We start from the raw sequence: 14,730 nt of genomic DNA on the forward strand, positions 1-14,730 counted from the left end.
ACGGTTTTCCGCCGGGGGGTCCACATCCCTTCCCCCAGTCCCCGACCCCGGGGACTCGTGGACCTCCCGGCGGATCTCCCCGTAAAACCGCGCAACCCCGTATGCTGGGGGCCGTGGACATCGCGGGGAAGAAGCAGGAGACGTTCGAGGAGGAGCTGCTCCTCGCGCTGGACGAAGGGCTCGTCTCCGCCGAGGAGGCGGCCGCCCTGCGCGAGGAGGCGCTCGGCCTGGGACGCAGTCCCCTGGAGCTCCTGAGGGAGCAGGGGCGCCTGGGCGAGCACACGCTGGCCGAGCTGCGCGAGGAGGTCTCCCGGGAGCTGGGAGGCTCCGGTGGGCAGAGCCCGCAAGAGGCCGCCACGCTGGACCCGGACACGCCCATGGTGCCCCCGCCGGCCGCCCCCGCGTCCACCGACTCACACGCGGAGCCGTCCTTCCCCGTGCCGGACTGGGACCGCTACCAGCCCGTGCGCTTCCTGGGGCAGGGCGGCATGGGGCAGGTGTTCCTGGCGTATGACCCGCTGCTGCGCCGCAACGTCGCGCTCAAGTTCGTGAAGGGCGGAGACCCGGAGCTGGCGCGCCGCTTCCTCTCCGAGGCCCGCGCCCAGGCCCGCGTGCGCCACGAGCGTGTGTGCGAGGTGTACGAGGTCGGCGAGGTGCAGGGGCGCGGCTACATCGCCATGCGCTACGTGGCCGGCCAGTCCCTGGGCCAACTGGCGCCGTCGTTGACGCCAGAGCAGAAGGTGCTGGTGCTGCGGCAGGCCGCGGAGGGAGTGCACGCCGCGCACCGCGCGGGACTGGTCCACCGGGACATCAAACCCGGCAACATCCTGGTGGAGCGCACGGAGGATGGCGACTTCGCGCCCTTCGTCATGGACTTCGGTCTGGCGCGGGACTGGCGCGAGGAGGGCGGACTGCACGGCGTGGTGATGGGCACGCCGCACTACATGGCCCCCGAGCAGGCCAAGGGCGACACGGCGCGGTTGGACCGGCGCGTGGACGTCTACGGCCTGGGCGCCACGCTGTACCTGTTGCTCACCGGACAGACGCCCTTCCAGGGCACCCGCGAGCACGACATCATCACCCGGCTCCAGACGGAGGAGCCCCGGCCACCGCGCGCGGTGGACCGGGACATCCCCCAGGATTTGGAGGCCATCGTCCTCAAGTGCCTGGAGAAGGACCGCTCGGCCCGCTACGACTCGGCGCGAGCGCTGGCGGATGACCTGGAGCGCTTCCTTGGCGGAGAGCCGGTGCATGCGCGGCGCGGCCTGGGCTACCGGCTGCGCAGAAAGGCGCGCAAGCACCGCGTGGCGCTGAGCGCGGGCCTGGCGGCGCTGACCGTGGTGGCGCTGGCGCTGGGGCAGGCGGTGCTGGCGCGCAGCGAGGTGGCCGAGCGCGAGCGGCTCACACGCAGCTTCACCGAGCGCGTGGAGCGCATCGAGGCCGCCGCGCGCTATTCGTTCCTCTCGCGCCTGCACGATACGCGCGAGGACCGCACCGCCCTGCGCGCCAGCATGGACGCGCTGGAGGCCGAGGTGCGGGAGGCGGGTGAACACGCGGTGGGCCCCGGCCACTACGCGCTGGGCCGCGCGCTGTTGGCGCTGGGCGACGTGGAGGGCGCGCGCCGGAAGCTCGAGTCCGCGTGGGAGCACGGCTACCGCGAGCCTCGCGCGGCCTGGGCCCTGGCGCTGGTGCTGGGAGACCAGTACCGCGAGAAGCTGCTGCTGGACGTCGAGCGGCGCAGTCCCGAGCAACGCGAGCTGCGACGCCGCGAGTTGGAGCAGCGCTATCGGGACCCGGCGCTGGCGTACCTGCGTCAGGCCGAGGGGCCGGATGTCCCGGCGCCGCCGCTGTACGTGAAGGCCCTGTTCGCCTTCCACGAAGGGCGCCACGAGGAGGCGCTGGCGCACCTGGAGGCGATGAGCCACACCCAGCCCTGGTTCTACGAGGCGCCGCTGCTGCGCGGAGACGTGTACCTGGCGCGCGCCATGGGGCGCTGGCACCAGGGGGACGGCGTGGGCTCGCAGGCGGACCTGGAGGCCGGACGGCGCGCGTACGCGGCGGCCATCGCCACGGCGGAGAGCCAGCCCGACGGCCACTACGCCCTGGGGCGACTGGAGCTGGCCGCGCTCGTGATGGAGCTGTACGGCGCGGGCAACGTGCTGCCGCCCTACCAGCGGGGCCTGGAGTCGCTGGACTACGCGCTCACTGCCGCGCCGGACCACCACCGCTCGCTCATCGTGCGCTCGCGGCTGTACCGGCGCCTGGGCGAGCAGCACTCCAACCAGAACACCGACGACGTGGAGATGCTGTTCGGCAAGGCCATCGACGCGGCCCAGGCCGCGCTGAAGCTTGCGCCCCCGAGCGACCGCGTCACGCTGGAGCTGGCCATCATCCACCGGCTGTGGGCCCGCCACCGCCAGCGGCTGTCGCAGGACCCGCGCGAGCAGCTCGGCCTCTCCATCGACGCCCTGGAGCGGCTGGGCCCCGAGGAGCGCGACTATGCCTTCCACGCCAACCTGGGCCTGACGCACCAGGTGTGGGCCGACTACGAGAGCGAGCACGGGGAGGATTCGCTCGTCCACCAGGGCAAGGCCATCGACGCGTACCTCGCCGCCATCCGCGTGAGGGAGAACCAAGCGGACGCGTGGATCAACCTCGGCAATTCCTATCGCGCGCGGGCGGCCATCCCCAGCGCCCCGGACGCCTCGGGAGATTTGACGCGGGCGATGGAGGCCATCGAGCGCGCGCTCACGCTCAACCCGCGCAACGTCATGGCCTGCTTCCAGGGCGCGGACGTCTCCGAGCAGCTGGCGCGCTGGCGACAGGAGCACGGGCAGGACCCGGAGCCGGACCTGGAGCGGGCGCTGGCGCTCTACCGGCAGGGCCGGGACATCAACCCCAAGCTGCCACAGCTCCACAACGGCCTGGGCGCCGCGCTCCTCGCGCAGGCCGAGCAGCGCTGGGAGGACGGAAAGGACGTGGGGGCGCTGCTGACCGAGGCGCGCAAGGCCTTCGAGCAGGCGCGCGCCGTGGCCCCGCAGCAGGCCTTCGCCTACAACAACCTGGGCGAGGTGGAGGCGGTGCGCGCGGGCTTCCTCGTCGCGCGCGGGGACGACCCCGGCCCCAGCCTCAAGGCGGCGAAGGAGGACTACCGCCGCGCGCTGGAGCTGCTCCCCGGCGACGCGGACCTGTGGACCAACCTGGCGCGGGTGCATGTGCTGTGGGCCACCCACGCGCTGGCGCGCGGGCGCGACGTGGGCCCGGACCTGGCCCAGGCGGAGGAGGCGCTCGCCCGCGCCCGCGAGCTCAACCCGAAGCTGGCCTATGCGTGGCGCTACCAGGGCGGCGTGCTGGACGTGCGCGCCCGCGACAAGGCCCGGCGAGGCACCGCGAAGGACGAGGACTTCCAGCAGGCCGCGGAGGCGCTCGCTCACGCGGTGGAGCTGGCGCCCAGGCGGCACGAGTACGTGCTGGCGGCCGGGGAGCTGCAGCTCGCGTGGGGGCGCTGGAAGCAGTCGCAGGGAGAAGACGCGACGCCCATGCTGACGCGGGGGTTGGAGCACGTCGCGCACATCGTCGCGGCGCGGCCGGCGTGGGCGAAGGCCCTGCTGTTGCGCGCGGGACTGCGGCTCGCGCTGGCCGACAACGCGCCCACCGAGCAACAGCAGGCGTGGCGCGTGCAGGCCCGAGAGGACGCGGAGGTGGCGCTCTCGCGAAACCCCCACCTCGCCCCGGGCTGGAAGGGCAGGCCCACCTCCGACTCGGAGCTGTCGGCCCGCCCTCCCCCGCCCTGAGGCGCGGCGACTACTTCTTCTTGGGGTCTTTCGGCGGGTCGGTCGTCACGTCCAGGCCGCCCTTCTTCGTCTCGTAGTTGTTGCCCGGGCCGTGCTTCGCGTCGGGCAGAATCACCTGGAACGGGTACTTGTCCGGCGCGCACGTCAGCGTCACGCTGTTCGTGCTGTTGGAAGAAGCCAGGGTGCTGTTGTTCAGGAAGAACGGGCCGGGATTCACGAGGCACGTCCCGTCGGGGAACTTCACCTCGGCGGACACGACTCCATCCAGGGTGAACGTCACCGTGTCGCCGTGACGGACGCGGGGCTCTTCCGGGGTGGGTCCTGTTGGCTGAATCCTGATGACGATATTGTCCATGGGCCGTGGCTCCTTCTGGGGGTTGGACTGACTGACTGTCTGTGGCAACAGATTGCAGGCACCGTACCAACACGCGCCGACATGCGGCTCACTCGGAAGCACCGTCCGAGCCTGCGGTGCCGGGGAGCGATGGACGCGTCAACGACGTGTCATCCCCAGCAGCTGACGCGTCCACTCAGGCGTCCGACAGGCCCAGCTCGCGAACGCGGCGTTGCAGGGCGCGGCGGGAGACCTCCAGCCGCTGCACCATCTTGTCCAAATCCCCCTCGCACTCCTGGAAGCAGCGGGTGATTTCCTCCGGGCTCAAGTCCCGGGCGGTGCGGATGAGCGAGCTCTTGTCGATGAGGACGTAGACGGAGGGGCGCGGAATGCCGAGGAAGTCCGCGGTGGCCTTCAAGTCCCAGGAGCACGCGCGCAGGGCCTCCAGCAGCTCGTCCTCCCCGACCTCGGACGGCTTGCGCCGGGAGGACTTCGCGTCGGCGGCGTCGGGCTGGCCCGAGGTGGGCGCGGTCAGCACCTTGCCCGGCACGGGCAGCGACTCCGCATCCAGCGTCTGCTCCAGCCGCGAGTCCACGCGCAGGCCCGGCAGGCCCCGGCTGCCGATGATGAGCTGCCGGGTGATGTTGCGCAGCTGCCGGACGTTGCCGGGCCACGCGTAGCGCACCAGCCGGACGGCGACGGCCGCGGGCAGCCAGGGCTGCGCGCGCGGGTCGGTGGATGCCAGCCGCCACGTCTCGCCCGTCGTCTCCAGCTCCTGGCGCGCGAAGTGGAGGAACAACAGGCCAATGTCCTCGCGCCGCTCGCGCAGCGGGGGCACCCGCAGCTCGAAGCCCGCCAACCTGTGCAGGAGCGGCGCCTTGAACAGGCGCTCCTCGATGCGCGCCTCGAGATTCGAATCCGTGGCGGCGACGAGCCGCACGTCCACGGGCACCGGCGTGTGGCCGCCCACCGGATACACCTCGCCCGTCTCCAGCACGCGCAAGAGCGCCGCCTGCACCTCGGCGGGCGCTTCCCCCACCTCATCCAGGAACAGGGTGCCGCCGTGCGCGGCGCGGAAGAAGCCCTCGCGATCTCTACTGGCGCCCGTGTACGCGCCGCGCTGCGCGCCGAACAGCTCCGCGGCCACCAGCTCCTTGGAGAGCGCGCCCAGGTTGACGCTGACGAAGGGCCCCGAGCGACGCGGGCCGTGCTCGTGGATGGCGCGCGCCACCAGCTCCTTGCCCGTGCCCGTCTCCCCCCGGATGAGCACCGGCACCTGGAGGTCCGCCACCCGCAGGATGTCCTCGCGAAGCTGCCGGATGCCCTCGCCCTGCCCCACCAGCCCCAGGTCCTTGTGGGAGACCACGTCCCCACCCGAGGAGGCCAGGTGCAGCAGCAGCACCACGCGCTCGGCCAGCACCAGCGGCACGCCGGCGACCAGCTCCTCGTGGGTGAACTCCCGGCCTCCGGCGACGGACTCCCCGGCCACGCAGACCTGGGTGCCATCCTCCGGCACCAGCAGGCGCAGTCCGCCATGGGAGCCCGGCTCGAACAGCACCGGTGTCCGGCTGAGGAAGGGGTCTCCCAGGGGCAGCGCCAGCAGTCCTCCCGGGCGGGAGAAGTCCGGCGCGTTGCGCGACAGCGCCGCCGTCCGGCCCACGCTGGCGAGCACCTCCAGCAACAGCCGCTCACCGATGCGCTGGGGATGGGGATGCGACACGACCGTCAAGGCCGGCACACTCCGCGGGGCCTGCGCGGACTTGCCCTTCGTATGGACGGCGGTCGTCGACATGTCGGCGGCGAGCTTTTGCTGCATGGGCTGGTTCGATTTCCAGGTGCTTCCAACCTATCAGCGTACACCGGCCCGGCGCGGGGAGATCAGCCGAGGCGACTCAACCGTCAGCGAAGCTACGCTCACGGGAGCAGGCCCTCGCCAGCTCGCCAGCCAGCGGCCTCACGTGTGGGCCGCTGACGTCATCGCTCCCCATCACCTCATTCCAGGGAGGCTGAAAGGGACGCGGCCCTGAGAGGCCCCCCACGCGGTGGAGATTGTCCACCGCGTGCGGGGGCTGTGGGTCTCAGGCCGTCGGGCCCGTCGTGTCCGACGGGGGAGGCGCCGCGGGGCTGGCGCTCTCTTCGGGCGTGGTGCCCGTGGCGGTCGCCGCGGGCTTCTCAGAAGAGGCCGGGGAGGGGGTCGACGGCCGCTTGGGGCCGGCCGCGGCGCGGGCCTGCTCACGGGCACGCTGGGCGATCTTCGGCGTGGGCGCGAGAATCATGAACATCAAGCGCCCTTCCATGCGCGGGGCCTGCTCCACCACCGCGACGTCCTTCAGGTCCTTCGCCACGTCGTCGAGGATGGCGGTGCCCTGCTCCTTGTGCGTGATTTCACGCCCGCGGAACTGGATGACCACCTTCGCCTTGTTGCCATCTTCGATGAAGCCGCGGGTGTTGCGGACCTTGAACTCGTAGTCGTGGTCCTCCGTCTTGGGACGGAGCTTCACTTCCTTGAGGTGGACGATGAGCTGGGCGCGCTTGGCTTCCGCGGCCTTCTTCTTCTCCTCGTACTTGAACTTGCCGTAGTCCATGATCTTGCAGACTGGCGGCTGAGCCATCGGACTGACCTCGACCAGGTCGAGCCCTTCCGAGCGGGCCTTGTCGAGCGCGGCCTCGAGCGGCATGACTCCGAGCTGTGAGCCATCGGAGCCGACCACCCGGACTTCACGGGCGCGGATGCGGCGATTGGTTCTCTGGTCGCGGCTCCCGCCGCGGCTGCCTCTTTGATCACGAAGAATGTGACGCTCCTGCGAAAGGGTGGAAGGACCTGCTGCCCCAAGGGTGGGCAGGTCACTGAGTTACGGCATGGGGTGGGTCGATGCGTACGGCGGGCGGCCCGCCCCTCTGACACTCGCGCACGGTGCGGCCTCTCCGTGCGACACTTCGAATCTAATCGCCCCCTTGCCCCGTGAGAAAGGGAGCAAGCGGGAAGACACGTCCCAGGGGCGAGGACTAGCCCACCGGCGGACATAACACCAGGGCCCCTTCCTTGCCCCGGAATCCCACCCTGGGTCAGCCATTGGACGAAGCGCGGCGGGCCCGCCACGCGTCCCGGCCCTGGCCCCAGAGTTCCACGAGGGAGCTCTCCATGGGGGCGGGGAGCTTGCCGGGGCCGCGCAGGCTCGAGCCCAGGCGGCGGGCCACCTGCTGGGAGCCGGTGTTGTCCGGGGCGATGGAGTGGATGATGTCCGTCCAGCCCAGGTGGTCGAAGGCCCAGTCCATGGCGGCCGAGGCGGCCTCGGTGGCGTAGCCCCTGCCCCAGGTCTCCCGCAGCAGGGCCCAGCCGACCTCCGTGCCCGGCCACCCTTCCGGCTGCCAGGGGCCCACCCGGCCCACCCACCTGCCCGTGGAGCGCTCCAGCACGGAGAACATGCCAAAGCCCTGGAGCGCCCAGCTCCCCGCCATGGAGCTCATGGCCCGCCAGACGACGGAGCGGGGCTGGAGGCCACCGATGTGGCGCGAGGAGTCGGGGTCGGCCATCAGGGCCACGAAGCCCTCGAAGTCCTCCCGTGCCGTCGGGCGCAGGATGAGGCGCGCGGTTTCAAGCGTCGGTCCCGGTGCTTGCATCATCAAGTTCCTTTGGAGAATCGAGCGGCGCGGCAGGGTTGCACCCGCCCCCCGCCAGGGCAAGCGCTCGTTGCCCCGTGGCAGGCGCCCTCGCCACAAGCGCGGCTTCTCCTCGCGGTTATCCGGAAAAGACCCCGAGCGCCCGCCTGTCCGGACATCGGGTCGCGGGGCAGGCCCCTCGTCGCTAGGACAGCGGCGCACACGACGGCGCGAGGGCCTTCCCATGTGGACCGAGACACGAGTGGCACGGATGCTTGGAACCCGGCTCCCCCTCATCCAGGGGCCGTTTGGCGGAGGCATGTCGTCGACGCGGCTGGCCGCGGCGGTGTCCGAGGCGGGAGGGCTGGGCTCGTTCGGCGCGCACCACCTGAGCGCGTCGCACATCGAGGACACCGTCCGGGAGCTGCGGGGGCTCACCTCGCGGCCGTTCGCCATCAACCTGTGGGTCCCGCTGGAAGGGGAGCGGGAGCTGCGCCCCACGCCGGAGGAGTTCCAGGCGAACGTCGCCCGGCTGAAGCCCTGGTACGACGAGCTGGGCCTGCCCGCGCCCACTTACCCCAGCGCCTTCTCCCAGGACTACGACGCGCAGCTTGACGCGGTGCTCGCGCTCAAGCCGCCGGTGTTCAGCTTCATCTTCGGCATCCCCTCGGCGCGCATCCTGGAGGCGTGCCGGGCCTCCGGAATCCTCACGGTGGGGACGGCGACGAACGTGGACGAGGGGCTCGCGCTGGAGCGCGCGGGGGTGGACCTCATCGTCGCGTCGGGCAGCGAGGCGGGTGGACACCGGGCCTCGTTCCTCAGGCCCGCGGACGAGTCTCCCGCGACGACGGCGCTGGTGCCTCAGTTGGTGGACCGGGTGCGCACGCCCGTCATCGCCTCGGGTGGCATCGCCGACGGCAGGTCGGTGGCCACGGCCCTGGCGCTGGGAGCCGAGGGCGTCCAGGTGGGCACCGCCTTCCTCGCATGCGAGGAGTCCAACGCCAGTGACGTCTATCGCAAGGCGCTGCGCCAGGAGTCCGCGCGCGCCACGGTGCTGACGCGCGTCTTCTCCGGACGCTATGCGCGCGGCATCAAGAACCGCTTCCTGCGGGAGATGACGCCTCACGAACACGACGTCCCGCCCTACCCCGTGCAGAACTGGTTCACCCAGCCGCTGCGGCAGGCGGCGGCCCGTCAGGGGCGCGAAGACCTCCTGTCGCTGTGGGCGGGACAGAACGCGCCCCTCATCCGGCACTCGCGCGCGCCGGAGCTGGTCGACTTCCTGGAGAAGGACACCACCCGCGTGCTGGCGCGGCTCGCGGGACTCTGAGCCGCGCGAGGCGTCGGTCCAGGAGGCGCTCGCGCCGCACGCCCTCCCTCCAAGCCCTCGCGGTGCCTTGACGGCGCGGGAAGTCCCGTGCTCAAGCACCGACGAATGTCGGACCCAAGCGCCCTCCTTCCCGCCCCACCCGAGACACCGTCGGCGCCGCTCCCCCCGTGGGAGCGCCTGCATCACGCGTGGGACGCCCTCACCCGGTGGGGCAAGGCCCAGGCGGGCCCGCTGGGAGCGGCGCTCGTCGGGCTGCTCACGTTCCTGGCGACCTTCGGACCGGGCGCGCTCGCACCCTGGCGACTCGGCTGGCTCATCCGGGACGACTTCAGTCAGCACCTGTTGGGGTGGCTCTTCTTCCGCCAGACGCCGCTCGGCCTGCCGCTGGGCGCCACGCCCAACTACCTCCATCCGCTGGGGACCTCGCTCGGGTACACGGACTCGATTCCCTGGGTGGGCTTGCTGCTGCGGCCCTTCTCCTTCGCGCTGCCCACGGACTTCCAGTACATCGGCCCGTGGATGTGTTTGTGCCTCATGCTGCAAGGCGCGTCCGCGGCGTGGGTGGCGCGGCGCATGGGCGCCTCCACGCAGCACCAGTGGTGCGTGGGTGGACTGCTGGTGCTGTCGCCCGTGCTGCTCTCGCGGATGACCTTCGCGCACGAGGCCCTGTGCGCGCACTGGCTGCTGGTGCTGCTGGTGGGGCTCCACCTGATTCCCCAGCGCGACGCGCGTGACGCGAAGCAGGCGCTGGGGATGGGCCTGTCGCTCTGTGTCTTCGCCGCGGGCGTCCACCCCGTCATCGCCGCCATGACGTTGCCGCTCGCGCTGTCGCTGTGCGCGCGAACGGCGCTGGAGCGGAAGCTTCCCTTCACCTGGCCCGCGCTCGCGGCGGTGGCCTGCTTCGCGTCCGTGCTGGGCCTCTTCTTCGCCTTCGGCTACCTGGGCACCGGCATCCCCGTGAGCGCCACGGAGTTCGGTGACTACTCCTCGGACCTGACCACGCTGTTCAACAGCATTGGCCACGGCGAGATTCGCTGGTCCCGCTTCCTGCCCCCGCTGCCCAGGAACGGCAGCCAGAACGAGGGCTTCGGCTACCTGGGCATGGGGGGCCTCGTCGCGCTCGTCATCGTGCTCGGGCTCATGGCCCGCGAGCCCCGGCGCATCCTGTCGCTGTGGCGGCGCTGGGTGCCCCTCACCGTCGTCGCCCTGGGACTGGCCTTCTTCGCCCTCTCGTGGCGCATCACCTTCCAGGGCGTGCAGGTGGCCGACGTGTCCGCGCTCTATCGCCCCGTGCTCAAGTGGGTGGAGGCGTTCCGCTCCTCGGGGCGCTTCATCTGGCCGCTGCACTACCTGCTGCTCGTGGGGGCCGCGCTCGCGCTGCCTCGGCTGGTGCGCCCGTCGCTCGCGCCCACGCTGGCGGGGCTGCTGCTGCTCATCCAGGGCCTGGACCTCAACCTGGGCGAAGGGCGCAGGGCCCAAGGAGGAGGCCGTTGGAACACGCTCCCGTCCCCCGCGCTCACCGAGGCGGCGAAGGGCCGCAAGCACCTGGCGCTGTATCCGCCGCAGATGCACGACGGCTCCGGCCGGGGCTGCCGCGCGGGCCCCATGGACTTCCACCGCTGGGCCTACCGCGCGTACCGGCTGGGCCTCACCTTCAACAGCGGCTATGTCGCGCGCATCGACGACGCCAAGGCGCAGACGTACTGCCTGGGCATGGACGCCGAAATCGCCGCGGGCAGGCTGGACCCCGAGACGGTCTACCTGGTCATCCCCGTGAGGGTGCGCTGGCTCCAGAAGATTCCGGGCGCGCACTGCACGCCGGAGGACGGGCTGTGGCTGTGCGTCTACAACGAGCCGCCCGCGTCCTCCGTGTCCGGTCGCTGAACCCCCCGGCTCAGGCGGCCGGGGGGGCCTGACGCGCCGGCGGCTCAGCGGGCATGAGCGCGTTCAGGTTGGCGTGGATGGTGTTGCAGATGGAGTCCAGCGGCAGGTCGTTGTCGTCGTGGCCGAAGGGGTCTTCGATTTCGACGCCGATCTCCTCGATGCCGAAGAAGATGTACGCGACGACGAACGTGGCGAGCACGGTCAGCCCACCGAAGGACTCCACCAGCGCGAAGGGCAGCGTGTAGCAGAAGACGAGCAGCGCCCGGCGCAGGTGCATCACATACGCGAAGGGGATGGGCGTCTTGCGGATGCGCTCACAGCCGCCGATGTAGTCGACGAGCAGGTGGACGTCCTGGTCCAGTTGCATCTGCACGTACTCGGAATAGAGGCCCTTGCGCCGGCCGGCGTCGAGCAGCGCGCTCATCTTCCGCGCCACCGCGAACGGCACGTGCTGCGCGCGCATCACCTCCGCCACCTCGTCCGGAGGCAGCTCCTGGGCCAGGGGCCCCAGCTCCGCCTTGGTGCGCAGGAACGACGCGGACGCGAAGGGGAAGGCGGCCGTCCACCGCAGCAGCGCGGCGTAGAGGGCGGGCTCGGACTGGAGGAAGACGCCCGCGGCGCGCGCCAGGTTGCGCGTCTCGTTGACGATGCCACCCCACAGCTTCCGCCCCTCCCAGAAGCGGTCATAGGAGGAGTTCGTGCGGAAGACGAGCAGGAGGCTCAGGGAGATTCCCGCCAGCGTGTGGACCGTGGGGGGAATCGCCACCGAGCGGACATGGGAATGGAAGATGGTGACGCCCAGCGCCCACAGGACGCAGACCATGACTCGGGCCACGATTTCGCGGACCATCGAGCCCTTGAGATAGTGGAAGTAACTCCACCAACGATGCGGATCGTACTCAACCATGGGATTCGAGGACGTAGGCTGCCACGGCGCTTGAAACCGTGCCGCAACCTTTTCGTCCAGGGGCTGCTGGTGTGTCCAGCCCTCTCTTCCATGAGAAAGGGCTGGCCTCGGGCCTCGTGACTACGGCTGGAGCACGCGGTTTCCGCCGAGCGCGTCAATCACCGCGATGACGTCGTTGGGAGCGCGCTCGTAGAGACCCGGCGTGTAGTTGCGGGACGTCGCGGTCCACACGGGGCTCGGGGCCGACCACGTCTCGAAGTTGACCGTGGTGCTGACGTAGCCGACGTGGCAGTTGCGCTGGTCCACGGGGGCGCTCGACAGGTCGGGCGCTCCCACCTTGTCCTCGTCTGTGCAGAAGGCGACGCCGACGGGGCCATTGCCCACGCGGATGGCATACGGGACGTAGGCGTTGTAGCGACGCCCGGAGCCCGGGTCGACACGGGAGCGATAGACGGTGCGCCGCAGGGACTCGTCCCATGTCCTGCCGCCGTCCCAGGACTGCACGGCGTTGATGACATTGGCGCGCGCGCCGCCGGTGGCGAAGGCCTCCACGCCCTCCACGACGACCATCAACCGGTCTCCTCCGAGCTGGACGACGGTGGGCATGCCCTCGCGGTTCAGCGCTCCAGCGCGCTTGTCCCACGCCACGGCGACGACGCCATACGCGGTCCACGGCCCCGAGATTCCCGCGCGTCCCTGCATGGCAATCCACTGGTGGCCCGGATAGCCGCGCTGCGCGGCGAGCGGCTCGGAGTCGTAATAGACTTGCAGGTCTCCATTCGCGCGCTGGAAGAGGAAGGGCGCTCCGACGAAGCGGGTGACGGGGCCGATGACGGTGCTGTCGTAGACCCAGTGGTCTCCGTCGTTGTCGCTCCGGGTGATGGTGATGCGGTACTGGCCGCCGGCGTACTCGCGGAACGCACAGAAGATGGTGCGTGTCCCTGGAATGGCTCGCATCGTCACGTCGCCGAACTGCACCGCGGGGTTGTTCGCGACGGAGCCGTGGAGCGACCAGCTCGCACCACCGTTGCCGCTCGTCCAGACGTCGACGCGCGTCCCCGCGCTCGCGCCGCCAATCAGCAGTCCATCCGAGCGGCGGGTGATGTTCCGGATGGGCGCGCCGCCGCTCGCCATCAGCGTCCGCCAACCGCCCGCGGGCAGTGCGTCCTCTCTTCGCTCCAGCGGCTCGGCTTCATCGCGAGGCGCTTCGGGTCCACACGCGGCGAGCGCCGCCACCAGGACGAGCACAGCCAGGGGGCGCGAATCAGAACAGCGGCCAGTCCGAAGCACGGGAGCAGGTGTCATGCGCTCCAGCGTGCCCTTTCGTGTTTTATCTGCTCAAGCCCATAAAGCCGATTTTCTTGAAATGCTAAGTTGTCGTCTCCGCGAGGAGTCGGGAGAGGAGCGCGAAGCCAGGGGCCTCCAGGGGGACGCGACCTCGAAGCGCGGCGAGCAGGGACCAGCCGTGGTTCGAGAGCAGGACGACGCCCGCGTCCACGGAGGGCGCCAGGCCGATGAAGCCGACATACCCGCCCATCACCGACGAGCACCACGCCACGGTGTGGCCACGAAGCTGGGAGATGGACCAGCCGAGCCCCATGCGCACGGCGCCGCCTTCGGTGCGCGGAAGCAGAGACATCTTCAGGGGGCGTGAGAGGGACTCGTCGGCGCGGCCGAGGCTCGCGTCGAGGAAGCGCAGCAGGTCCGGCACGGTGGAGTGGAGCGCACCCGCACCCGGCAGTGCTGGGAAGGTCCAGGCGGGCACGGGCCGGCCGCGCGCGGTGTGGCCGGGGAGCAGGCGAGGCGCCAGTTCGTCCGTCACCCGTGCCGAGGTGTCGCTGAGCTTCAGGGGAGTGAAGAGCAGGTCGCGCAGCGCGTGCCCGTAGTTGAGTCCCGCGCGTCGGGAGAGCGCGTGGCCCAGGACGCCCATGCCGAGCAGGGACTCGGAGACGGGGCGCGGAGGGGGAAGTTGGGGGTGGTAGGTCCGGAGGAAGTCACCGAAGAGGTTCGCGGAATAGTGGCCGAACGGGTCTTCGGGATTGCGAGGTGCCGCATCGAGATTGGGCGGCAGGTGGGGCATGCCAGAGGTGTGCGTGGCGAGCTGCTCCAGGGTGATTCGGCCCGCGTCCGCATCGGGGAGGAGCGAGCGGGGAATCACCTCGGAGAGCGGCATGTCGAGTCGTGCCTTGCCCTGCTCCATCAGGAGGCCCAGCAGGGCGCCGGTGAAGACCTGGGTGAGTCCGCCCAGGGAGAACAAGGCGTTGTCGGGAGGCGGGGTGCCCTTCCCTCGGAAGGCCTGGACGTGGTGCTCGCCGCGTGAGGTCAGGCCCGCGCACAGCGAAGCCGAGCGATAGCTCCGCACGTAGCGACGGGTCTCATCCTGAAGCAGCGTGGCGAGGGACGGAGGGGAGTTCACGGAGATTGTCTACACCATGGCGGACGCGGGCTGTGCGGAGACGTGTCGCCAGTTCGTGGTTGCCTGGACGCGCTGCCCTCTCCATGGTCAGCACCCAAGGAGGAAGCAAATGCCGACCGGACTTGCAGCGGATGGGACGTATGGGGCCGGAGCCCGACAAACCTTCGACATGACGGCCGAAGAGGCGTGGCGGAACTGGGCGGAGGCGAAAGGCCTGGGGCGATGGCTCTCACCCGCACGGGCCACGTTCAAGGAGGGAGACCTGACCACCCTCAAGGACGGGACGGACGTCGTCGTGATTCGGGCGAGGCCTCCAACCCTGCTCCGCATCCGACTGAATCGCATCGACTGGCCACGACCGCGGACCGCGCAACTCCGTGTCCTCCCGGCGGCGCGCGGCCACACCGTCGCCCTGCATGCGGAAGGACTCCCCGACGCGACGACTCGCGCTGACTACATCCAGCG

10 protein-coding genes are annotated in these 14,730 nt (G+C 70.8%); 3 read left to right on the forward strand and 7 right to left on the reverse strand.

What is annotated here, in order from left to right; translation table 11 throughout:
• The first annotated feature begins 101 nt into the window (after positions 1–101).
• A complete protein-coding gene (locus HUA74_RS33185) occupies positions 102–3,794 on the forward strand; it encodes a serine/threonine-protein kinase (protein ID WP_174457747.1) in 3,693 nt (1,230 codons plus the stop codon).
• 10 nt (positions 3,795–3,804) lie between these two features.
• Here the strand turns inward: HUA74_RS33185 and HUA74_RS33190 are convergent, their stop codons facing one another.
• The 4 genes from HUA74_RS33190 to HUA74_RS33205 all read right to left on the reverse strand — a co-directional run bounded on the left by HUA74_RS33190 (position 3,805) and on the right by HUA74_RS33205 (position 7,749).
• On the reverse strand, positions 3,805–4,149 hold the full coding sequence (locus HUA74_RS33190; RefSeq protein WP_174457748.1) for a hypothetical protein: 345 nt from the start codon (positions 4,147–4,149) through the stop codon (positions 3,805–3,807).
• A gap of 175 nt (positions 4,150–4,324) precedes the next feature.
• On the reverse strand, positions 4,325–5,944 hold the full coding sequence (locus HUA74_RS33195) for a sigma 54-interacting transcriptional regulator (protein ID WP_141644315.1): 1,620 nt from the start codon (positions 5,942–5,944) through the stop codon (positions 4,325–4,327).
• Between the two features lie 262 nt (positions 5,945–6,206).
• A complete protein-coding gene (gene infC, locus HUA74_RS33200) occupies positions 6,207–6,971 on the reverse strand; it encodes a translation initiation factor IF-3 (RefSeq protein ID WP_217440885.1) in 765 nt (254 codons plus the stop codon).
• 223 nt (positions 6,972–7,194) lie between these two features.
• Complete coding sequence (locus tag HUA74_RS33205; protein WP_174457847.1) at positions 7,195–7,749, reverse strand: GNAT family N-acetyltransferase; 555 nt, start codon at positions 7,747–7,749, stop codon at positions 7,195–7,197.
• Between the two features lie 250 nt (positions 7,750–7,999).
• Here HUA74_RS33205 and HUA74_RS33210 point away from each other — a divergent pair, with 250 nt between their 5' ends.
• Together HUA74_RS33210 and HUA74_RS33215 are read left to right on the forward strand one after the other, a co-directional pair.
• On the forward strand, positions 8,000–9,058 hold the full coding sequence (locus HUA74_RS33210; protein WP_246137903.1) for a nitronate monooxygenase family protein: 1,059 nt from the start codon (positions 8,000–8,002) through the stop codon (positions 9,056–9,058).
• Positions 9,059–9,163: 105 nt separating this feature from the next.
• Complete coding sequence (locus tag HUA74_RS33215) at positions 9,164–10,942, forward strand: DUF6311 domain-containing protein (RefSeq protein WP_174457749.1); 1,779 nt, start codon at positions 9,164–9,166, stop codon at positions 10,940–10,942.
• Between the two features lie 10 nt (positions 10,943–10,952).
• Here HUA74_RS33215 and HUA74_RS33220 read toward each other — a convergent pair whose 3' ends face one another.
• The 3 genes from HUA74_RS33220 to HUA74_RS33230 all read right to left on the reverse strand — a co-directional run bounded on the left by HUA74_RS33220 (position 10,953) and on the right by HUA74_RS33230 (position 14,265).
• Positions 10,953–11,849, reverse strand: coding sequence for a bestrophin family protein (locus HUA74_RS33220; protein WP_141642502.1), 897 nt, complete (start codon positions 11,847–11,849; stop codon positions 10,953–10,955).
• Between the two features lie 120 nt (positions 11,850–11,969).
• Positions 11,970–13,154, reverse strand: a complete 1,185-nt coding sequence (locus tag HUA74_RS33225; protein WP_174457750.1) for a phage capsid protein — start codon at positions 13,152–13,154, stop codon at positions 11,970–11,972.
• A 64-nt stretch (positions 13,155–13,218) separates the two neighbouring features.
• A complete protein-coding gene (locus HUA74_RS33230; RefSeq protein ID WP_371817343.1) occupies positions 13,219–14,265 on the reverse strand; it encodes a serine hydrolase domain-containing protein in 1,047 nt (348 codons plus the stop codon).
• Between the last annotated feature and the right edge of the window lie 465 nt (positions 14,266–14,730).

Source organism: Myxococcus sp. CA051A, assembly GCF_013336705.1.
Classification (GTDB): Bacteria; Myxococcota; Myxococcia; order Myxococcales; family Myxococcaceae; genus Myxococcus; species Myxococcus llanfairpwllgwyngyllgogerychwyrndrobwllllantysiliogogogochensis.